The organism is Sulfitobacter sp. W027, from assembly GCF_025143985.1.
Taxonomy (GTDB): Bacteria; Pseudomonadota; Alphaproteobacteria; order Rhodobacterales; family Rhodobacteraceae; genus Sulfitobacter.
Window position 1 is genome coordinate 2,158,055 of the sequence record NZ_CP083564.1, and the last position, 22,202, is coordinate 2,180,256.

Below are 22,202 nucleotides of genomic sequence, written 5' to 3' on the forward strand. Positions count from 1 at the left end.
GGTTATCTGAAATACGGCGCAGGCGACCCCAGTCAGGGGTAGCGCAATCGTTTCCCTGCGTCCGCGTCATCTACGTCGCTAACCTTGCCGATGAGCTTTCCAAGACACATCCAACCGCGAGGATAGACATACCCGGAAGGAGACTGTCTATTCTCGCAGTTGAGCAGTTTACCGCACACGGGCCTGCGCCCGTCTCAAAGCGCCGTGGCCGTTTCTGCTTGAGATAGGATACCCAAGCTCGCAAGGGCGCGGGCGAGGTCGCGGTCTCCGAAAGGTTTCTGAACCACGGCGCAGCGGCCTAGGGTCGCGGCCGTGGCCACTTCGGCCTGGCCCGTGGCAAAGATGATGGGCATGTCGGGATGCTGTTTGCGCACGCGGGTCGCGACCTCTTCGCCTGAGATATCCGGCAGGCCCACGTCAATCAGCAGCGCGTCGTATTGGCCCGATTGCAACTTGTCCAATGTCTCCTGCCCCGAGGCTGTCTCTGTCACCTCAGTCCCCAGACTGTGCAGGATATCCGCCAGATCCAACCGGATCAGCGCGTCATCTTCGCATAGCAATACACGGCAGGGGCGGTCATGCGCCTCTTCCGCTGCCCTATCAGCAACCGTGGGGGCCGACGCTAAAGCGTCGCGCACCTTGATCGCCAAAGCGTCCTTGGTAAAGGGCTTGGCAAGGAACTGCACCCCGGCATCCACCCGGCCATCGCGCACAATTGCATCACGCGAATAGCCCGAAATGAAAAGGATTGGCAGATCGGGTCGCTCGGTCTGAAGGGTCTGCGCCATATCGCGGCTGCTAAGCTCACCGGGCATGACCACATCTGAGACCAACAGGTCGAACTCCGGCTCCTGCCGGGCAACTTCTAGGGCGGCAGTCGGATCTTCGGCGGTGCGCACATGATAGCCGAGATCAGACAGCAGGGCTGCGGTAGCATCGCGCACCTCGGCGTCGTCTTCGACCAGCAACACGATCTCATTCCCCCCGGAGATGTCCGACGGATCATGCCATTGCAAAGGCTCTGCCGCCGATTGTGCACGGGGCAGAAGCAGCGTCACGGTGGTGCCCGCACCGGGGCGGCTGTTGATGGTTACCCGCCCCCCCGATTGCCGCGCGAAACCGTATACGGTCGACAGCCCCAGCCCGGTGCCCTTGCCCACGGGCTTGGTCGTAAAGAATGGGTCGAAAACCTTGTCGAGCGTCTCTGCCGGAATGCCCGGCCCTTCGTCGATAACCTTTACCTCGACGTAATCTCCCGCCACCATGTCGGGCTCTCCCAACAAGTCCTCGGGACCGAAATGCCGGTTCGCAATGGCGATCTTCAGCTTGCCACGCCCCTCCATCGCGTCCCGAGAGTTGATCACGAGGTTCAGCACCGCGTTCTGGGTACTTGCGGCATCGACATAGGCCGGCCAGAGAACGTCGGGCGCGTCGATGGCAACGTCCATCCCATCGCCCAAAGCGCTGCGCAAGATATCGTCGATATCAGTTAAGAGATCCCGCAGGTCGATAGAGCGCGGCTGCAGCGGCTGTCGACGGCTGAAGGCCAGCAGTTGCGAGGAAAGCGACGCGCCGCGTTCCACCGCGCGCATGGCCGCATCAAGCCGCACCCGCGCAGGGGAATCAGCCGAGATTTCACGCGCGGCCATGGTCAGGCTGCCGGTCATCACCTGCAGCAGGTTGTTGAAATCATGAGCAATGCCTCCGGCAAGATTGCCGACAGCCTCGACCCGCTGGCTCTGCGCCAGACGGTCATGAAGTTCTTCTAGCTCGCGGTTGCGCTTCTCGACCCGTTCCTCCAGCGAGGTGTTCAGATCCGCCAATTGCCGCGCCAGTTCTTTTTGCTCATGAATGTCTGAGTTCGTCCCCACCCAGCGGAGGAGAGTGCCCTGATCGTCCCTGATCGGCGCGGCCCGCACCAGATGCCAGCAATAGGTCCCATCGGCGCGGCGCAGGCGAAACTCAGTTTCGTAGATCGACTGCGTATCCACCGCCTGTGCCCAGGTTGATGTCGACGCTCCGCGGTCATCCGGGTGTACGATCTCCACCCAATTATCCCCCACCAGACTGCCCTTCTCGGCTCCGGAGTAGGCATAGACCTGATCGCTGATCCAATCCAAATGCCCGTCTGCCGTCGCGGTCCAGACATGCACCGGCATGGTATGCGCCATGGTGCGAAAGCGTTCTTCGGCTTCGCGCAGATGCGCTTCAGCCACCTTTTGCGCGGTGACGTCATGGCCTTGGATCATAATGCCAATGGTCTGCCCCCGCACATTGTCGAGCGGTTGAAATACGAAGTCGACAAAGACACGTTCCGCCGGACCGTCGGGGTTGCGTTGCACCCATGCCTCGGCGCCGTTCTGGCTCACCGCCTTACCGGTGCGGTAGACTTCATCCAGCAGTTCGAAAAAGCCTTGCCCTGCGATCTCTGGCACAGCCTCGCGCACTGGCCGTCCAATCAGATCGCGCTGGCCCACGAGTTGCATATAGGCCGCGTTGGCCGTGCGGAACACATGGTTCGGCCCCATGAGGGTGACCATGAAGTTCGGCGCCTGTTCAAAAATCATTTTGAACAGGCTGATACCGGAATCCAACTCAAGGTTTTGCTGTGTCACCTGATGCGCACGGCGCAATACATCGACTTGGGCGGAACCGGCGATCCCCTCGCCGGGGGTCTCTGCGGTATAGATGTCGGTAATGTCCTGCGTGTGCTGCAGAATAAACTCAACCTCGCCATCCGCCCCGGAGATCGGCGTGTGGGTCGCACTCCAATAGCGGTCCTCGGTTTTGCCCTCCGCGTCGGAGATCGGATAGGGAATGACAGGAAGGTGATCGGCAATGCCATCGCGAAACACCCGCTCGAAGGAAGCGCGGAGCATTCGACCAGATTCACTTTCCGGATCGGAAGGGAATTCTTCGGTGATCACTTTACCGAAAAGCCTGTCAGCCTGCCGGTCGGTAACCTTGAGGTAGGCGTCATTCGCCCAGACCACCCGAAGCTCTTTGTCCAGCAACACGAAGGGCGACGGCGCGGCTTGGAGGATTTTTTCGAAGTCGTGGTTCATCGTGTGTAAATCTACGTTTCTAAAAGGGAAATGCTGGTAGAAGGCTGGTGATGCGCATTCAAACCTGCTTTCCGTTGGCAGGCAAGAACGGTTGTGATGCCCTACCCTGTCGGAGGCACAGGCCAAAACAAAAGCAGCATCGGAATTTTGCGGTTGGTTCTGGAAATATCATCGTATCTCGAATCATGCGGGACAGGGCAATGTGAAACCACAGCCTTTTGGACGCGGTAGAAAATGATGTAGGTCGCAAGACGGGCGGCACCAGCTTTCCGCGCAGATTTTGCAACACCTTGAACTCCGCGCCCAGTTTGCGATGAATGGGGCCGGTGCAACTCTCCGCCCCGTGCTGCCTAGCATTCAAAAGAACCTTTGCCATTTGCCGCATACTCGCCGAGTGCCGCGCCCCAAGCCATTCAGGACAACCGCATGACATTCCGCTTCATCCACGCTTCTGATCTGCATATCGGGCGCAAATTCGCGAATATCCCGCAACCGCCTGACGGCAATATTCGTGGGCGTTTGATGGAAGCGCGTCATGGGGCCATTGCCAAGCTCGCGCAAGCGGCGCGCGATCATGGGGCCGTGCATGTGCTGCTGGCGGGCGATACATTCGACACCGCCACCCCGTCGCCCGCCGTGGTACGGCAAGCGTTGACCGCGATGGGCGAAGAGGCGGGCATCACATGGTGGCTCTTGCCCGGCAACCACGACAACCTGCGCGATGCGGAACCCTTGTGGGACGCGATACGCCGCGACGCGCCTGCAAACCTGCGTGCCTTGACCGATGCTGCCCCAGTCGAAATGGCCGAAGGGGCGACGCTGCTGCCCTGCCCCATCGCTTTTCGCGCGGGCGCCAGCGATCCGAGCGCACCGTTGGATCATATGCAAAGCCCGGAAGGGCATCTGCGGATCGGCCTTGCCCATGGCGGGGTCACGGATTTCACCGAAAGCGGCGATGCGATTGCGCCGGATCGGGACCGACGCGCACGGCTCGATTATCTGGCCCTTGGCGATTGGCACGGGCGGATGGCTGTTTCTGACCGGGTGCACTACTGCGGCACGCCCGAGCAAGACCGGTTCAAACATGGGCGCCGCGGCGTCTGCCTTGCGGTGGGCATCGCAGGCCCGAATGCCGCGCCGGAGGTGGCAGAGGTCGAGACCGGCATCTTCCTGTGGTCGGAGGCTGAGCTTCAGCTTCACCCCAGACAAGATGCCGCCGCGGCGTTGCAGGCTCTCTTGCCCGCCACAGGTCGGCGGGATCACCTGCTGCGCGTCACGGCCAGTGGCTGGGCGGGTCTGCCGGACCGGGCAGATCTTGCCCGCGCCGCCGAAGCCTGCGCGCCGGATTTTGCCCATTTCGATCTGGTGACAGAGGCGCTGGCCACGCAATATGAGGCCGGTGACCTTGATGAGATCGACCGTGGTGGCGCGCTGCGGCTGGCCGCTGAGGCGTTGGTCGCGGAAGCGGAAGCCGAGACCCTCTCGCAGGCCGAACGCGACGTGGCCGCCGACGCTCTTGCCCGGCTGCATGCCTATGTGCAGGGAGCGAAAGCATGAAAATCCGCGCCATCACCCTTAACAATGTCCGCCGCTTTACCGACCCTGCGCAGGTGGTGGGGATCGGCGACGGCATCAACGTATTGAGCGAGCCGAATGAACACGGCAAATCCACCCTCTTTGACGCGATACAGGCTTTGTTCTTCAAACCCTACGGCTCGCGCGATAAAGACGTGGCCGCCCTGCGCCCCCATGCGGGCGGCGCACCTGAGGTGACCATTGAGGTGGAGACTGACGAGGGGCGCTTTGTCGTTTTTAAGCGCTGGTTTCAAAAACCCCTCGCCACCGTTCACCGGAACGGCATGCTGATCGCACAGGCGGATGAGGCCGAGGCGTGGATCGCGCAACTATTGGGCGGTGATGCCGGCGGGCCGTCTGGGCTGATCTGGGTCCGACAGGGGATGACTGCACTCACCGGCGGCTCCACCAAAGAGGAAAAGCTGGCGCTCGAGGCGCGGCGCGATTTGATGACCTCGGTCGGGGCCGAGGTGGAGGCCATGACCGGTGGGCGGCGCATGGACAAGGCGCTGGCCCAATGTCGGGAAGAGCTTGCCCATTACGCGACCAGCACCGGGCGGCCCCGCACGGGCGGCCCGTGGAAAGAGGCGCAGGATCGGGTCGAGACGCTGAGCACTGAGCGTGACCATCTCGCCAGCACCGCGCGGGAGTTGCAAGACGCACTGGCCGAACGGCAGCGCGCCCGACGAGCCTTGGCCGAGTTGGAAACGCCTGAGGTCGTTGAGGAGCGCCGCCAGAAACTTGAAACCGCGCGCACCGCCCATGCCGCTGCCATGCGCCACGCAGAGGAACTTGAAGCCCTTGCCCGCGCTGTGGATCTTGCCCGGCTAAACGCCGAAAGGGCCACAACACGGCTCGACAATTACCGCGCCGCAGAAGCCGAACAGAAAGCCGCCCGATCCGAAGAAGCGCTGGCCCGCAAAGCCACGGAGGCCGCACGTGCTGCCCTGTCTGATCGCCGCACGGCACTGGAGGTCGCTGAGGTCGCTGCCGGGCAGGCCCGCACAGCGTTGCAATCCGCCGAAGACCAGCGCCGCAGCGCCCTGCGCGCAGTTGCCGCCCGCGACGGGGCAGACCGCCGCCGCGCCCTTGAGGCCCGGATCAAAGAGGCCGAAGAGGCCCGTCACCGGATGGAGACAGCCACTGCTGCGGCCAAATCGGGACCCGAGGCCGCCGCGCTGCAACGCCTTGAAACCCTGTCCGCCGAACTTTCCGCCAGCCGCGCTGCACGCGATGCCACCGCAACCCAAGTGATCATGCGCTACGCGCCCGGTCAATCGGGTGCGATCCATGCTGAAAGCGGCCCATTGGCCGACGGCACGCCGCTCCCGCTCCCGCGCAGTACCACCTTGCGGATTGACGGTATCGGCAGCTTGGAAATCCACCCCGGCACCGGCGGGCAAGAGGACGGCACGGTTGAGGCCGCCGCCGCCAGACTACAGGCCGCCCTAGACAAAGTCGGCGCGGCTGATCTGACCGCTGCCCGCACCGCCGCCGCCGCCCGAGCTGAAGCTGCCGCCCGTCAGGGTGAAGCCAAAGCCGTTCTGGCCAGCCTTGCCCCTGATGGGATCGACGCGCTGCACCAAGCGCTCGCCACCATTCCGACACCGGCAGAGGAAGCCGAGGCACCTGATCTTGAGGCTGCCGAAGCCACGCTGCAAAGCGCTCAGTCCGAACATGAAACTTGCCGTATCGCCCGTGAGACGGCTGCCGAAGCGCTGGCGGATGCCAAGGCCGACGCGGCGCGCAACGAAGCGCAGCTGACCTCGCTCACCGACCGTTTGCAGCGGGCCGAAGCGCAGCAGGCCAAACTGGGTGACCTCACGGAGGAAGACCTCGCGGCCCAATCCGTCACCACCGCCGCTGCGCTGGAGGCTGCGCGCCTGAGCCACGCTGAAAAGGCGAAAGACGCGCCGGACGCAACCAGCCTTCAGGCCGCCCTCACCCGCGCGGAATCGGTGGAAACTCAAGCGCGCGATGAAATTGCCCGTTTGCGCCCGCTGCTCGCCCGGCTCAGCGAACGCATCACCCGCGCCTCTGGCGACGCGGTGGAGGAACGGCTGGCCGAGACCCAAGAGCAATTGCAGGCCGCAGAAGAAACCCTCGCTAGGCTCACGCATGAGGTCGCTGTGCTCACCCGGCTGGAGGCTGCACTTCAAAATGCTCGGAACGAAGCGCGGGAACGTTATTTCACCCCCATCGTGAAAGAACTCAAACCGCTTTTGCAACTTCTTTGGCCTGACGCAGAACTGACATGGGGAGAGGAATCGCTCTTGCCCCATGCGCTGATCCGGGGCGGTCGGGAAGAGCCGATTGACATGCTCTCGGGAGGGACGCAGGAGCAGGTGGCACTGCTGGTACGGCTCGCCTTTGCCCGGATGCTGGCACGTGCCGGGCGCATCGCCCCGGTGATCTTGGACGACGCGCTGGTCTTTACCGACGACGACCGGATTGAGCGGATGTTCGACGCGCTGCACCGGCAGGCGGCCGATATGCAGATCATCGTTCTGACCTGCCGCCAGCGCGCCTTCCGCGCGCTCGGAGGACAAGCTTTGCGGCTGCAAGCGGTCGAGGCGTAACACGCCAACGATCATATTCGCCGGTACGGAGCCCCATTCAGCTTTTACAGTTGAACCTTTCCCCCTTTGACGCGTTGGCTTCCTAGCATCTGCGCAGGGCATATGGGGGGAAGATTTTGAGCGATATCGCTGCGATCAGACGGCTGTTGGAAGTGCTGGTAATGATTGCCCTCTTCGTGACCGCCTATTTCGCCAAGGATCTGCTGCTGCCGATCTTGCTTGGCTTCCTCCTCGCCCTCACGCTCAGCCCCTTGATCCGTTCGTTAGAGAAACTTGGCATCGCGCCGCCCTTGGGGGCTGTGATGTTGATTGGCTTTGTTGGGCTGATCATCTTTGTGCTGGCCGGTCTTTCGGCTGGCACCGTGGCCACTTGGGCCGATGAAATTCCATCGCTTGGCAATGAGATACGGCGCAAATTGCAGGGCTGGGTGCAGACCGTTGAAAATGTCCGCTCCGCCACAGAGCAGGTCGAACAAATCACGTCAGAGAATGGTGCCGGTGCTGCGGAAGAAGTGGTGGTCAAACAACCCGGCCTTCTCGACAATGCGATGACCACCGGCGCGCGGATCGGCGGCACTGTGGCCGTGGCACTGGTGCTGGCACTCTTCCTGCTGGCTTCGGGCGATCTGTTCTACCTCAAACTGGTACAGTCGTTTCAAACCTTTACCGGCAAGAAACGCGCGCTAAAGGCGGTCTACGACGTTGAACGCCGCGTGTCGCGCTATCTGCTGACCATCACCGTCATCAACGCGGGTCTCGGCATCTCCGTGGGTCTGTATCTCTTCGCCCTTGGAATGCCGGTCCCCTACGTCTGGGGCATGGCAGCGTTCTTGTTGAACTTCCTGCCCTATATCGGCGGAGTCATCGGTGCAGTGCTGGTCGGGGCCTATGCCATCGCCACCTTTGACAGCCTCGGCTATGCGATCCTTGCGCCCATTGGCTATCAGATCCTGACCGGAATCGAGGGGCAGTTTATCACGCCCTATTTGGTGGGGCGTCGGTTGGAGCTAAACACGGTTGCCGTGTTCCTCACCGTTGTGTTTTGGGGCTGGCTTTGGGGGATTGCGGGCGCGCTTGTTGCGGTGCCCTTCCTTGTGGTCTTCAAGGTGATTTGTGAGAACGTCACCGCGCTCAATATGATCGGGAACTTCTTGGACAAATCCAATCCCGAAATCACAGCCTCCGCGGCGGATGAAGCCGCCGCGGAGAAGCCTGCTGCCTGAACTGCCTAGCCCGCGAGGGACGGCAGCCAGAGCACAATCTGCGGAAAGGCCACCAGCAAGCCAATGGTCACCGCGTCAGCAACGAAGAAGGGCATCACGCCGCGGAACACGTCCTGCACGCTGAGGTCGGGGCGCACGCCCGCCACGACAAAGCAGTTGAGGCCGATGGGCGGCGTGATCAGACAGAACTCCGCCATCTTCACCACCAGAATGCCGAACCAGATCGCACACATTGGGCCGGACATGCCAAAGGCACTGTCCGCCGCCGAAACAAACTCGCCACCGTTGAGGGCCATCACCGCCGGGTAAACCACGGGCAGCGTCAGCAGCAGCATGCCGATCGCATCCATGAACATGCCCAGCACGGCATAGGCCAGCAGGATGCAGATCAGGATCAGCATGGGCGAGGTTTCGAGCGATGAGATCCAATCGGCGAACGCGCCCGGCAGATCGGCAAAGCCCAAGAAACGCACATAGATCAAGACGCCCCAGATGATGGTGAAGATCATCACCGTCAGCTTCGCGGTCTCCAACAGCGCGTCCTTCAACTCGGCCAAACGCATCCCACGGAAGACCGCCATGCAGAAGACGATGAACGCACCCACCGCGCCGCCCTCGGTCGGGGTGCCCCATGCATCGCCAAAGGGGTTGTAGACGAAGAAGATGATGATCACGACCACCGCCACGATCGGCAGTGCTGCCGGCAAGGAAGCAAAGCGTTCGCGCCATGTAAAGCCGGTCACGGGTGGGCCGACGTTCTTCCAGATCATGGCGATGCCGATGATTAGGATGGCATAGACAACTGCCGAGAATGCACCGGGGATGAAGCCCGCCAAGAGCAGCTTGCCCACGTCCTGCTCAACAATGATCGCATAGATCACGAGGATCGCCGAGGGCGGGATCAATGAGGCCAGCGTGCCCCCTGCCGCCACGACGCCCGCGGCGAATTGCTTGTTATAGCCGATCTTAAGCATTTCGGGGATGGCGATACGGGCAAAGACCGCTGCCGTCGCAACCGAAGCACCCGACACGGCCGCGAAGCCTGCCGTGGCGAAGACAGTCGAGACCGCCAAACCGCCCGGTACCCAAGCGAACCAACGCTTCGCGGCTTCAAAGATCGCTTTGGTCAGACCTGCGTAATAGGCCAAGAAACCGATCAGGATGAAGGTGGGGATGAGCGAGAGGGTCTGGCTCGACACTTTGGAATGCGGTACCTGCCCCGCAGTCTTGATCGCCACGGTCAGCGCCCAGCCCAACTGGTCCCACTCCATGCCCTTCTTGGCCCAGAAAATCCAGATAAGGCCCACAAGCCCGGCCATCGCAGCGGCGAAAGCCACCCGCATGCCAAGCACCACCATGAGCAGCATCCCGCCCGAGACCCAAAGGCCGATTTCAATAGGATCCATCAGTCGCGTCCATCCAGTTGTTCGGCCTCGGCCATTGCTTGTTCTGCCGCCGATTGCACCAGCGGCACGGCCACGGGGCGTTCCAGCCCCAGCACCAAGGCCCGGCCATAGCCCCAGATCTGCAGGCAAAGCCGCAGGCTGATCACGGCAAAGGCCACGGGCACTACCAGTTTGCTGGGCCAGATCGGCAGGCCGATATCAATCGAGCTGTCGCGGCTCCACATCGGGGCCGCCATATCAAAGCTGCGGTCAAAATGCGCCCAAGCGCCCCACGTTAGCGCCAGCATCAACAGAAGGATCAGCACCACCGACAGCAGTTCCGCCGCCCAAAGCGCGCGGCCCTTAAGCTGGCCAATCAGGATGTCCATGCGCACATGCCCGCCCATACGTTGGGTATAGGCAATGCCCATGATGGCGATGAACGGCATCGCCGCTTCGATCCAGTCGACATAGCCCGCCAGCGGCGTGGCAAAGAACTTGCGCCCCCCCACGGACCAAACGGCCAGCACCATCAACATGAAAACGGCAATCCCCGAGATCAGGGCAAAGATGGTCTCTAGCTTCAGCAGGCCCCGGTCGAGGCGGCTGAGGAGGCTGCTGTCCTCCAGCACGGCGGATGATCCGGCCATCGGCTCTCCTTTTCAGAAAGTCTGTTTGTTTCGTTTTGGAAGTCGAAAGGGCCGCGCGGTTTGCCGCACGGCCCTCTTAGTCATGCGCGCAGGTCTTAGTTCGACGCGCGTTCTTTTTCCAGTGTTTCCATCACGAGGTCATAGAGCTCCTGACCCGGAATGCCTTGGGCTTCCATGTCTTTGATCCATGCTTCACGTGCAGGGTCGGCAGCCTTGGCCTTGAACTCGGCAATCACCTCAGGGGAGAATTCGACCTTCTCGACACCCTTTTCCTCAAGGATGGCATCCCATCTTTTGAGCAACTCACCATAGTTGGCGAGGTAGTGATCCAGCGCCTCATCAACGGAGCCGTCAAGGGCTTCACGCTCTGCGTCGGTCAGCGCTTCATAGGCGTCAATATTCACCACGACCGGGCAATTCACAGTGCCGGGGTTGAGGTTTGCGGTCCACCAGTCGGCTTTGTTGATCGTGCCAAAGGACAGATGCGCGTGCTGAGCAAAGGCCACGGTGTCAACCACACCGGACTCCATCGCGTTATAGGCTTCCGAAGAGGTCACGGATGTCGGCACACCGCCAACGGCTTCGAATGCTTTACCCAGACCACCGGTGGCGCGCACGCGCATGCCGTCGAAATCTTCCAATGTGGTGCGCGGATCGCCGGTGCCGACAAGGTTGTACTGCGGCATGGGCGAGGTCATCAGCATTTTGGCGTTCCACTGCGCCATCTCTTTGGCCACGGCGGGGTGCGCATAGACGGCACGGCTGACGGCAACTTCTTCTTCAAGGTTGCTGACGCCGAGGAAGGGCAGTTCCAGCACGGTGATCGCGCGGTTCTTGTCCGCGTGGTAGCCGGCGCAGAACTGGGCCATCTCGAAAGCACCGATAGAGATACCGTCGAGGTTTTCACGGTTCTTGGACAGGCCGCCGTAGCTGACGTTGATGGTGAATTCACCGTTGGTCTTTTCGCTCACCAGTTCGGCGATCTTTTCGACATGCTCGGTGAAGGCGCGGCGCTTGCCCCAGACGGAGGCGTTCCATTCGGTCGCGGCAGCTTCGCTTACAAAGGCAACGCTCAGCGCACAGGCGGCGGCGCCGCTCAGCAGGTTTTTCATGATATCTCTCCCTAGATGCCCGCCCTTAGTGAGCGGATTGGCGCACAGGCTACCCCGTGGGGGCAAGCCTGCCAACCCCGTCATGCCGCGCAAATCCAACAGCTGCAAGACAGTTGCACCATGTTTGACTGGCAAGGCTTTGAAAAAGCCCACCTATTGCCCGCGAAAATCGAAAAATTTACAGTCAACCCGGAAAACGGGAAAAACCTTTACAGGCAAGCCCTTGTATTCCAGTTGCTTATTCACTTCTTTTCACGGGCCGTTATGATCCAGCTCAGGAGGAGGCCACGGCAAGCAGGGTAAGACCCGCAGCCCGTGGCAAGACGCGTACATCTAGGGAGGAACCACCATGTCCGACGCCACCGCCAAGACCTATCCGCCATCCGCCGACATGGCCGCCCGCGCCCATGTGGATGCGCAGACCTACGACAAGATGTACCAAGCCTCGGTCACCGACACCGACGGTTTCTGGCGCGAACAGGCCCAGCGGATCGACTGGATCAAACCCTTCACCCAAGTGCGCGATGTGAACTTTGACCTTGGGTCGGTCAGCATCAACTGGTTTGCGGATGGGGAGTTGAACGTCAGCGCAAATTGCATTGACCGGCACCTTGAGACACGCGGCGATCAGACCGCGATCATCTGGGAGCCGGACAGCCCCAAGGATGCGGCCAAACACATCAGCTACCGCGAGCTTCATAGCGCCACCTGCCGCATGGCCAATGTGCTTCGCGATCTGGGCGTTGATAAAGGCGACCGCGTCATCATCTATATGCCGATGATCCCCGAGGCCGCCTATGCCATGCTAGCCTGTGCGCGGATTGGCGCGATCCATTCGATCGTTTTCGCAGGCTTTTCGCCCGATGCCCTCGCAGCCCGCGTCAACGGCTGCGAGGCTAAAGTCGTTATCACTGCCGACGAAGCACCGCGCGGTGGCAAAGCCACGCCGCTCAAGGCCAATGCCGACAAGGCGTTGGCGCAGTGCGACACCAGCGTGCAATGCCTCGTGGTGCGGCGCACGGGCGGCGATGTGGCGTGGAACGAAGCGCGCGACCGGGACTACAACGTGCTGGCCGAGAAGGCCGCTGATAACTGCGCGCCTACCGCCATGAATGCCGAAGACCCACTGTTTATCCTCTATACCTCAGGCTCCACCGGCCAGCCCAAGGGCGTGGTCCATACCACCGGCGGCTATATCACCTATGCCGCGCTGACCCACGAAGTCACTTTCGACTACCACGACGGCGACATCTATTGGTGCACGGCGGACGTGGGCTGGGTCACCGGGCACAGCTATATCGTCTATGGCCCGCTGGCCAATGGCGCGACCACGCTGATGTTTGAGGGCGTGCCCACCTACCCCGACGCCAGCCGCTTCTGGCAGGTTTGCGAAAAGCATAAGGTCACGCAGTTCTACACTGCCCCCACCGCCATCCGCGCGCTGATGGGGCAAGGCAAAGAATTCGTCACCAAAAGCGATCTGTCGTCGCTGCGCATCCTTGGCACTGTGGGTGAGCCGATCAACCCCGAAGCGTGGAACTGGTATCACGAGGTGGTCGGCCACGGCCGCTGCCCGATCGTCGATACATGGTGGCAGACCGAGACCGGCGGCCATCTAATGACCCCCCTGCCCGGCGCCCATGACATGAAGCCCGGCGCGGCGATGAAACCCTTCTTTGGCATCAAGCCGGTGGTGCTGGACCCGACCTCGGGCAAAGAGATCGAGGGCAACCCTGCCGAGGGCGTGCTTTGCATCGCCGACAGCTGGCCGGGTCAGATGCGCACGGTCTGGGGGGATCATGAACGGTTCGAGAAAACCTATTTCGCCGACTACCCGGGTTATTATTTCACCGGTGACGGCTGCAAGCGCGATGCCGATGGTGACTATTGGATCACAGGCCGCGTGGATGACGTGATCAATGTCTCTGGTCACCGCATGGGCACGGCAGAGGTCGAAAGTGCGCTGGTCGCCCATGACAAAGTGGCCGAAGCCGCCGTGGTCGGCTACCCGCATGATGTCAAAGGTCAGGGCATCTATTGCTATGTTACATTGATGAGCGGTGAAGAGCCTTCCGAAGACCTGCGCACCGAGCTTCGCAACTGGGTCCGGCAAGAGATTGGCCCCATCGCCTCGCCCGATCTGATCCAATGGGCGCCGGGCCTGCCCAAAACCCGTTCGGGCAAGATCATGCGCCGCATCCTGCGCAAGATCGCCGAGAACGATTTTGGCGCTCTGGGGGATACATCGACGCTGGCGGATCCGAGCGTTGTGGATGATCTTATCGACAACCGGATGAATCGCTAAGGCGTTGCATGGCGCGGGTGGCCGCCCGCCCCCGCGCCGTGCAGCAATAGGAAGAGAGACATGGATCAGATCGCCCCCCAAACCGCGCTGCATGCCACAGCAGAGGAATGCGACGCTGCCTTGCCGAAAATTCTCGGCGCCCCGAAAGATGCGGCACCCATCCTTCAGCTGTGCTTTCGTCCCGACTACGGTCTGCGACAGTTTCAAGAGCATCTGGACCTGACCGAGGCCAAAGGCATCCTCGGCGAACGCTGGACCAAAAAGCCTTGGCTGACGCTACCCGACGGCAGCCCGGACCCGCGCATCCAAGTCTCTATCCTGTCCAAAAGAATGATGGACCTCTGCTGGCGCGACCGCGACCATACGGTCCACCCCGGCGATACGATGATCGTGGACATGGACCTCAGCCATGAAAACCTCCCCGTCGGAACACGGCTACAAGCGGGATCGGCTGTCTTGGAGGTGAGCGACAAGTTCAACAACGGCTGCATCAAATGGCGCGACCGATATGGCCAAGACAGCCTGCGCTGGATCAACCGAAAGGAAAACCGCCCGCATCGCCTGCGCGGTATCCTGTGCAAAATCGTGCAGGACGGCAGCGTTCGGGTCGGTGATCAGCTTACAAAGCTGTGATGTTCCGCCATCAGAAAAGGGCCGCCCCAAAGGACGGCCCAGTTCTTAAACTGCTATCGCTCAGGCTCAGCCTTCGACGCGCTGCAGGTTGATCTCGCCCACACCCACGGCAAAGTTCACGCCGGTCTGGGTGTTCAAGCTTAGCGGTTGAAGTGCCAGCGTGTCTTCGGAGCCACCGGTCATCAGGTTGGCACCAGCGCCCACACCCACGGTCGCTTCGGCAGAGACGCCTTTATAGCTGCCGTTCAGGCCGCCTTCGGAATACTCTTGCTCGGTCGGGGCCAGCACCAGCCAAGACATTTGGCCGTTTTGGGTTTTGCCGATGTCGACACCCCAGCGGTTGATCTCACCGACATAGGTCTCATCTTCGAGCCCTTCTTCGATGGGGTTAAAGGTACATGTCAGTTCACGGGTAGAACCGAAGATAAAGCCGGTGCCATCGCCCACGTCGCACGACAGCGAGCCGATTTCGGCGTGATCCACGGTCTCATTGTCATCGGCCATTGCAGTGGAGCCAAAGGCGGTGGCGCTCAACAGGGCGGCGCCGAGGGTCAGTTTGGTTGCATGCATCATCTTAAGTCACTTTCCGGCGCAGCGGTGCGCCTTATCTGCTTTGAACGGCATTCGGGTGCCTTGGTCGAGCGACGCACATCAGGTGCCTCGCCCCCTTCCGACAGCCAGCATCAGCACCACGCAGGCGCTGTTGTTGCCTCTCATCGCAGGCACAACGCCCGCCCGAGATAAGGGTTCCTGCAGAGCGCCAAAGTTAGGAATATTCATGCGCCCCCGACAGCGCCCAACGCCCCGGCACCGCTGGACAAATCAGCCGCCACATGGCACCGCTTGTCGCTATGAGTGATGATCTGATCCCCTTCTCCCCCGACAGCGGCGATGCCACGGCCCTGCGCCGTGCCTTTGGGCGGTTTGGCACCGGCGTGACCGTGGTTACCGTGAATACCGCGCAGGGTCCTATGGGGATGACCGCGAATTCTTTCGCCTCGGTCTCGCTTGATCCGCCCTTGGTGCTGTGGTCGCCTGCGATCTCTTCCAAACGCCATGACAGCTTCACCTCTGCCGCGTCCTTTTGCATCCATGTCTTGGGCGCGGATCAAGAGAACTTGGCCCAGCGGTTCGCCGGTCAAGGACATGACTTTTCCGGCTTTGACTGGGGTGAAGATACCGCCGGGGTGCCGACTTTTGCCGGCTGTCTCGCGCGTTTTCACTGCAACACTTACGCCGTACATCCGGCGGGCGATCATTCGTTGATCTTGGGCCATGTACGCGAAGTTGCCCTGCGTGAGGATGGCGCGGCGGGGCTGATGTTTGACCGAGGCCGCTATGGCCGTTTTACCCCGCGCGACGAAGATTAACCACAACCAAGGGCGCCTCAGAAAGCGCCCCCGGTTTCAGTAATCACGCTCAAAGAAAATCCCGATGCTGCTGTCGCCGTCCGAGCCAAGCGTGCCTTTGGCCGTCAGGCTCTCGGTGATGTCGAGGTTGAGGGAAACCTCGCCCGTCCCGTCTGAGGCCGCCGTGACATCGGTGTAGACGTTGTCGGTGAGGTATTTCCCCAGCCGCAGCGCGGTCGCACCGTCGTCGGTGGTGGTCACATCCAGATCGTCCAGACCGAAGCCCTCGCGCAGGTTGGCGATCACCCCTTCCCCGCCACGTCCCGCGAGCGTTGCCACGGCGCTGGCCAGTTGCAGCGCTTGGAAGGCCGAGATTTCCGAGATGTTGCGGCCAAAGAGCAGTTGCGACAGCACCTCATCCTGCGGCGCGGCAGGGGTCGATTCAAAGGTAACCTCCGGCTCATTCGCAGGGCCGCTGACAATCACCCGCACTTCGCCCGCCTTGGTATCGGTCGAGGTCACAAAACGGATATAGGGGATAAAGTCGCCCTGAAACTGGACCGAGCCTTCGTCGAGCAAAAAGCGTTTGCCCAAGATGTCCAACCGCCCCCGGATCAGCTCAAACCGCCCGGCCGAGATGATGCGGTTGGTAGTCCCGCTGAGGGTGAGCGAGCCGCCCAGTTCCGCATCAATCCCCCGTCCCCGCACGAAAATGCGGTTGGGCGCATTGATCTGAAGGTTCAGGCCAAAGCCGGGGCCGCTGGCCTCTTCGGTCGGATCCTCGCCCGCATCTGCGCCTTCAAGCCCAGCCTTACGGCGGGTGGCCAATACATCTGCAGGAGCGTTCACATGGGTGATCTGCGGAATGTCCCCGATAGAGGTCAACCCCGTTGCAGGCACTTGAATATTCGTCTCGCCTGCGTTGATCACACCCGAGATCTGCGCCCCGCCGCTCAAGGGGCCTGCAAGCCGCAGGTCGCCGTTCAGCGTGGTGCTGTATAGGCTGGGGTCGGCAAAGACGAGGTTGCGCAGGGTCACACTGATGTCTGCCGGCAAGGCCGGTGTCAGGGTGATCGCCCCCGCCACGCGAAGCTCACCGCCGTCCACGGCTTGCCCGGTTACGGTCAACTGTGCGCGATTGTTGTCCAACTGGACGTCCGCATTGATCCCCCGAAGGGCGACGCGTAGATTCGGCGCGGTGAAGGTCGCGTCATTCGTGGTGATGCGCCCACTGACCGAGGACAGCGCCGCCGGGCCGTTGATCTGCAAGTCAAACCGCGCCTGCCCCTGCAAGTTGCGCGGGGCGAGGAAGGGCCGTGACAGGCCAAGCGGCGCATTGCCCGCGATATCAAGGTTCAGCGTCCCATCGGGATTCACCAATCCAGCCACGGTAGCCTGCGTGCCAGCGGGACCGTTGGCATTAGTGTCGATGCGCCAGGCCTCCCCCTCGCGCCGGGCCGAGCCTGCGACGCTGAGCGGGCCGTTCACCTGCTCTACCAAGGCGCCGATGTCAGGCATGTTAAACTGGAAATCGACTGCTGCATTGGGGCCTGTCACCAAGCCGTCGACAGTCGCCCGCGCACCATAAGGGCCGCTGGCGCTGGCATCCAGCACCACACCCGCCTCCGTTTGGCGCGCGACGCCATTTGCGGCGAAGGAGCCTGAGACACTTGGCACGAAAGGGTTCACATTGGGCACCGAGACGTCGAACCGCATCGAGACCTCCCCTGTGACCAGCCCTTCGACCATGGCCCTGCTGCCATAGGGACCGTTGGCACTCATATCCACGGCAATGCCGTCCTCAGTTTGGCGGATATCGCCCGTGGCCGAAAGCGGGCCGTTCACGCCGGGCGCGAGGGGGCTGAGGTCGGGCACCGACAGGTCAAAGCTCAGCGCCATATTGGGGCCGGTCGCCAGACCTTCGACCATGGCGGTACTGCCATAGGGGCCAGTCGCAGCGACATCCACGGCGATCCCCTCGTCCCCCTGGCGGACGGTTCCCTGTGCCGACAGTGGTCCATTGACGCCGGGGGCCAGCGGACTGATATCCGGCAAAGACAGATCGAAATTCAGCACCATATCCGGCCCAGTTGCCAGACCTTCGACCGAGACACGGCTGTCGTAGGGGCCATTGGCGATGGTATCGATGACAAACCCCTGTTCGGTCTGCTCCAATGTCCCGCTGGCCTCGACCCCGCCGTTGAGCTGCGGCACGAGTGGTTGGATATCGGGCAACGACAGGTCAAAGGCAACATCAACGCGTGGCGAGACCAGCCCTTTGACCGAGGCCTGCGCGTCAAGTGGGCCGCTGGCATCGGTGTTGATCTCCCAACCCTGCGGTGTCTGGCGCAGATCGCCCTTGGCCGTGACAGGCCCGGTGATATCCGCCTCGGGTACGAAGTCTTCGATGCGGGGAATGTCAGCGGTGAAATCGATCTGCGCGTCTTCGCCCGTGGCCAGCCCCGAAACGGTCAGCGCCGCGTCATAGGGGCCATCGGTGACCGCATCAACAACCCAGCCACGGGCCTCTTGCACCGCAGTCGCCTTGACCGCGATGGGCCCTTCGTATTGCGGCAGCACCAGCCCGACGTCCGCCAACGTAAAGTCCAAAGCCGCGCGACTGTCTTCGCTGCGCAACTCTACATTGCCGGTCAGGTCAATAGCGTCGTTCTTCAGGTCGAGATCCCGAAGATAAGTCCCGGTTTCATTGCGTTTCGCGACCATGCTGAGGCTGGTCCGCCCGGCCAAGACTGCATCGGCCTGTTCGATCCCGATTTTGAGGTCATCCGTCCCCCCCGCGATCGCCAGATCGAACATGCCCCCCAAGGGCGTTACCGTGCCGTTCAACGCCAGCGCAGCGGCTCCTGCGACATCGCGGCCTGCCAGCGCAGAAAAGCGACTGATATCATTGGCTTCGAGCGTCACCTTCAACTGCGTGAGCAGCCCGGTATCCACACCGTCAATCGCCGCCTCACCGGTCAGACCGTAGTCCTCCCCGGTCAGGGTCAGACCGCTGATCTCAATCGGCTCACCTTCGACAAAACGGATTTTGGCACTGCCGTTGATCGCATCGCCAATCGCCTCGGCGCTCGACGGATCGGTCAGTGACAGCCCCTCGGCGGCAAAGGTCACATCGCCAAGGAACTGGCCCAAACTGCCAAGATTGCCTTCGAGGATCCCCTCCAATGCCAGTTGCGTCTGCGCGATTTGCAACGCGCCAGTGTCCAACCCGGTGATGTCGAAAGCACTGTCAAAACGATCCCCATCGGCGGCGTCGTAATCCACGCGCAGGGTCACGGCCTCAACCCGCGTGCCGCCATCGCCCGAAATGGGCAACAGCGTCGAAGTGCCATCAGGGTTGGCAATCCGGCCCGAAATGTCGATGAGCGTCGGCCATTTCTCTTGATTGAGCGTGACCTTCCCTTCCAGATCGACAGAATTGGCAGCAAGGGTAAAGCTGCTGACATCGACAGCGCCATTGCTTTCCAACAGCGCATCCAACGCCAGCCGCACGTCATCCCCGAAAAAGTCGCGGTAGCGCGGGGCGAGCAGCGCAGTGATGTCGCCGCCGATATCCGCCTGAACGCGGCGGTCCGGCGTCTCATTCGAACGGCGGGAGGCCTCCGTGCCCAGCGTCACTTGCCCTGCGAGACGTTCCTCGCCATCGGTGGCGATAATGACATCGGTGGCGAAATCATCCAGCGGCCCTGCACCTTTGACGGTCATTTGTACCGACGGCTGGCCCGGAAGGTTCAGCAATTTGGAGGCGATGCCTTCGGGGTCTTCGGTCAGGTTCAACAGCAGGTCCAACACGTTCTCCGTGCGGTCAAAATCGGCCTGAATGTCGAACTCACCCTTTTTGCCATCGGTGCGGCGGGCCTGAAAATCGACGATGCCGACCGTATCAGTGAGCCGTGCATTGGCCTTGATCGAAAGCTGCGCAGCTTCGCCAAGGATCGGCTCGCCAAGGTTAATCTCGTCTACGGAAAAGTCTGCAATTTCAATGGAGACCGGCAGATCAGGCAGTGCGAATGGCTTGGCCTCGGCATCGGGTAGGTCGACCTCATCGCTCACTGGCAGACGCTCAAGATCAAGCCGCCCGGCGGTGAGCTGTTCCACCTCAAGCCGCCCGCGCAGCAAGGCGGAGCGGTTCCAGTCCAGCACCACGTCTTCCAATGTCAGCCAAATGCCATCGTCATCGGAAATGGTCATCCGATCAAAAGAAGCCGCCGAACTCAGCGCCCCGGCGAACCCATCGATGCTGACCGTGCGCCCTGCCCCGCTAAGTGCATCCTGAATGGTGCGCGTCAAAAAGCCCTTGTCGTCATCCTGCGCCAAGGCGGGGGTGAGACAGGCCAAATAGACAAAGCTGGCGGTGAGAAATTGCAAAAACTGTCGCATTAAAACGCCTGCCCAATCCCGATATAGACTTGGAAATCTTCATCCACCTCCGGCCCCGAAGTGGGCACGGCCACATCCAGACGGATCGGGCCGATCCCCGTGGCGTAGCGCAAGCCCAAACCCGCGCCAGAGTGCCAAGTGCCTGAACCGTCATAGAATTCTTCGGAGCCAATGTAGCCGGCATCGGCAAAGCCCACGACGCCGATCTTCTCGGTCAGCTTCACCCGCGCCTCTGCAGAGAGGCCGACGAAACTGCGCCCGCCCACGGTGTCGCCGCTGGCCAGATCAACGCCCAGCGATTGATAAGGCTGGCCGCGCACACTGCCGCCCCCGCCGGAGTAAAAGAGGTAATCCGCAGGTGCCTCAGACAGGTCCGGCCCCGCGACCGTGCCAAGTTGACCGCGAAAGGCCAGCGTCACCGGGCGCTCGTTTCCAAAACTGCGGTAATAGCGCGCGTCGAAATATGTGCGCAGCCCGCTTTCCGAGCCCGACAGCGCGACGAAGGGTGTGATATTGGCATCGATGTAATAACCCTCGGTCGCGTCCAACTCCTTGTCACGGTAGTCAAATTCGGCCCCCAGCGGCAGGGTCAACAGGGTGTATTGATTGGTGCCGAACGCATCCTCCGTCTCGGCCACCCGCAGACCAAGGCCCGCAGAATAGGTGCGGTTTTGATTGGCGATCCGCTCGATCCCGGCCTCAAGGTCCAACTGACGGGAGAAAAAGTTTACCTCGTCGAGCTGTTCCAATGTCGCCAGTGCATAGAAGTTCGTGTCTTCGTTAAACGTCGCTGGGCGCTCGAAACGGGCGGCCAGCGTGTAGTCTTCCCCGCCCGAATTGCCGCCAATCCCTTCGATCTCAGCCGACAGGCGCAGCCGTTCGGCGCCGCCCAGCAGGTTACGGTGCAGCCAAAAGGTGCTGAGCGTCAGCCCTTCAAGCGAGGACAGTTCCGCACCAAACCCAAAGCGGCGTTTGGGCGCTTCGGTCACCTGTGCTGCAATGGGCAGCGTGTCATTGGGGCCGATCCGATCCGCTTCAATCAGGGCCACCGCGTCAAAGGCCCCGGTGCGGCGCAGCCGTTCGGTGGCCAGGTCCAACTCCTCGGGAGAGAAGACCTCCCCCTCCGGCAGGCCCGCGATTTCAATCAAGCGCGCAGTGCGCACGTCTTCATTGCCGGTCACGGTCAGCGCGCCAAAGCGCAGCCTTGGGCCGGGAGCGAGCCGCAGATCGGCGTCGATCTGCCTTTCGCGGTGTTTGGCGGTAAGGTCTTGATCGGCCAAAGCTGCTTTGGCATGGCCCACATTGCGCCAGCCGCTGATCCCGGTCGAAACGGTTTCTTTCAGCACACCAAGGCTGGCAGTTTCGCCAGTGGCAAAGCCCTCGGGCAACTCGGTCTCAGGTGCAACCGGGGCAATCCGGGTCAGGCCAAAGCGGAACTTTGGCCCCGGATCGACGGTGATCACAGCGCGGTCAATGCGACGCGGCGGCTGCACCGGGGGGATCGCAGCGGCATCGACACCATCCAACGTGATTTTCAGAGTCGGCCCGAAATACCCATTGTCGTAAAGAAGCGCCAAAAGCCTGCCATAGTCCGCCTGTGCGGCGGCGACCAATTCCTGCGGCGTGGCCGGCTCGGCATCCTCATCGGTTTGCTCGGCCAGCAGGGAGCCGTCGCGCAGGGTGGCATAAAGCTCTGAATCCTCCGCTACACCTGTGATTGCCAATTGCGCGGCCTGCGCAGCAGCGCCCCCGCCAAGAAGAAGTCCAAGAGCGAGATAAACTGCCGCCCTTTGAGTCTGCCCTTGATGCGCCACGCGCTACCCTCCTGCATCCCGTCGTCCCGGTCTCCGCGCCGGTTCTCCTCTGCCCGCCTCGGACGGGCCTTATTCTCATCAACCGTTAAACGGCATTGCTGCCTTGGCTGC

General features: G+C 61.8%; 13 protein-coding genes. 6 read left to right on the forward strand and 7 right to left on the reverse strand.

Annotation, left to right across the window (positions count from 1 at the left end; genetic code table 11):
• Window positions 1-194 precede the first annotated feature (194 nt).
• The gene (locus tag K3759_RS10590; protein WP_259981685.1) at window positions 195-3,065 is read right to left on the reverse strand and encodes a response regulator; all 2,871 of its coding nucleotides are present in this window, start codon (window positions 3,063-3,065) and stop codon (window positions 195-197) included.
• Between the two features lie 426 nt (window positions 3,066-3,491).
• On the opposite strand from K3759_RS10590, the gene K3759_RS10595 reads away from it, so the two are divergent.
• The 3 genes from K3759_RS10595 (at window position 3,492) to K3759_RS10605 (ending at window position 8,442) form a co-directional block, all read left to right on the forward strand.
• Window positions 3,492-4,622 (forward strand): DNA repair exonuclease, encoded by a 1,131-nt coding sequence (locus K3759_RS10595; protein WP_259981686.1) that lies wholly within the window; start codon window positions 3,492-3,494, stop codon window positions 4,620-4,622.
• Window positions 4,619-7,219 (forward strand): AAA family ATPase, encoded by a 2,601-nt coding sequence (locus K3759_RS10600; RefSeq protein WP_259981687.1) that lies wholly within the window; start codon window positions 4,619-4,621, stop codon window positions 7,217-7,219. Before K3759_RS10595 ends, K3759_RS10600 begins: the two co-directional genes overlap by 4 nt.
• A gap of 116 nt (window positions 7,220-7,335) precedes the next feature.
• Window positions 7,336-8,442: an AI-2E family transporter gene (locus K3759_RS10605; protein ID WP_259981688.1), complete on the forward strand. Its 1,107-nt coding sequence runs from the start codon at window positions 7,336-7,338 to the stop codon at window positions 8,440-8,442.
• 5 nt (window positions 8,443-8,447) lie between these two features.
• On the opposite strand, the gene K3759_RS10610 is transcribed toward K3759_RS10605, so the two are convergent.
• From K3759_RS10610 to K3759_RS10620, 3 genes are all read right to left on the reverse strand, one after another.
• Window positions 8,448-9,848, reverse strand: coding sequence for a TRAP transporter large permease (locus K3759_RS10610; RefSeq protein ID WP_259981689.1), 1,401 nt, complete (start codon window positions 9,846-9,848; stop codon window positions 8,448-8,450).
• The gene (locus tag K3759_RS10615) at window positions 9,848-10,477 is read right to left on the reverse strand and encodes a TRAP transporter small permease subunit (protein ID WP_259981690.1); all 630 of its coding nucleotides are present in this window, start codon (window positions 10,475-10,477) and stop codon (window positions 9,848-9,850) included. Before K3759_RS10615 ends, K3759_RS10610 begins: the two co-directional genes overlap by 1 nt.
• A gap of 95 nt (window positions 10,478-10,572) precedes the next feature.
• Window positions 10,573-11,589, reverse strand: coding sequence for a C4-dicarboxylate TRAP transporter substrate-binding protein (locus tag K3759_RS10620; RefSeq protein ID WP_259981691.1), 1,017 nt, complete (start codon window positions 11,587-11,589; stop codon window positions 10,573-10,575).
• Between the two features lie 349 nt (window positions 11,590-11,938).
• Between K3759_RS10620 and acs the strand changes: the two genes are divergently transcribed.
• A complete protein-coding gene (acs, locus tag K3759_RS10625) occupies window positions 11,939-13,894 on the forward strand; it encodes an acetate--CoA ligase (RefSeq protein ID WP_259981692.1) in 1,956 nt (651 codons plus the stop codon).
• Between the two features lie 60 nt (window positions 13,895-13,954).
• Complete coding sequence (locus tag K3759_RS10630) at window positions 13,955-14,527, forward strand: MOSC domain-containing protein (RefSeq protein WP_259981693.1); 573 nt, start codon at window positions 13,955-13,957, stop codon at window positions 14,525-14,527.
• A gap of 66 nt (window positions 14,528-14,593) precedes the next feature.
• Here K3759_RS10630 and K3759_RS10635 read toward each other — a convergent pair whose 3' ends face one another.
• The gene (locus K3759_RS10635; protein ID WP_259981694.1) at window positions 14,594-15,100 is read right to left on the reverse strand and encodes a DUF992 domain-containing protein; all 507 of its coding nucleotides are present in this window, start codon (window positions 15,098-15,100) and stop codon (window positions 14,594-14,596) included.
• A gap of 260 nt (window positions 15,101-15,360) precedes the next feature.
• Here K3759_RS10635 and K3759_RS10640 point away from each other — a divergent pair, with 260 nt between their 5' ends.
• Window positions 15,361-15,897, forward strand: a complete 537-nt coding sequence (locus K3759_RS10640) for a flavin reductase family protein (protein WP_409202483.1) — start codon at window positions 15,361-15,363, stop codon at window positions 15,895-15,897.
• A gap of 36 nt (window positions 15,898-15,933) precedes the next feature.
• Here K3759_RS10640 and K3759_RS10645 read toward each other — a convergent pair whose 3' ends face one another.
• Window positions 15,934-20,277 carry a translocation/assembly module TamB domain-containing protein gene (locus K3759_RS10645; protein WP_259981695.1) on the reverse strand — a complete coding sequence of 1,448 codons (4,344 nt, stop codon included), beginning with the start codon at window positions 20,275-20,277 and terminating at the stop codon, window positions 15,934-15,936.
• Complete coding sequence (locus K3759_RS10650) at window positions 20,277-22,091, reverse strand: autotransporter assembly complex protein TamA (RefSeq protein ID WP_409202484.1); 1,815 nt, start codon at window positions 22,089-22,091, stop codon at window positions 20,277-20,279. The genes K3759_RS10645 and K3759_RS10650 overlap by 1 nt, the downstream gene beginning before the upstream one ends.
• Window positions 22,092-22,202 lie beyond the last annotated feature (111 nt).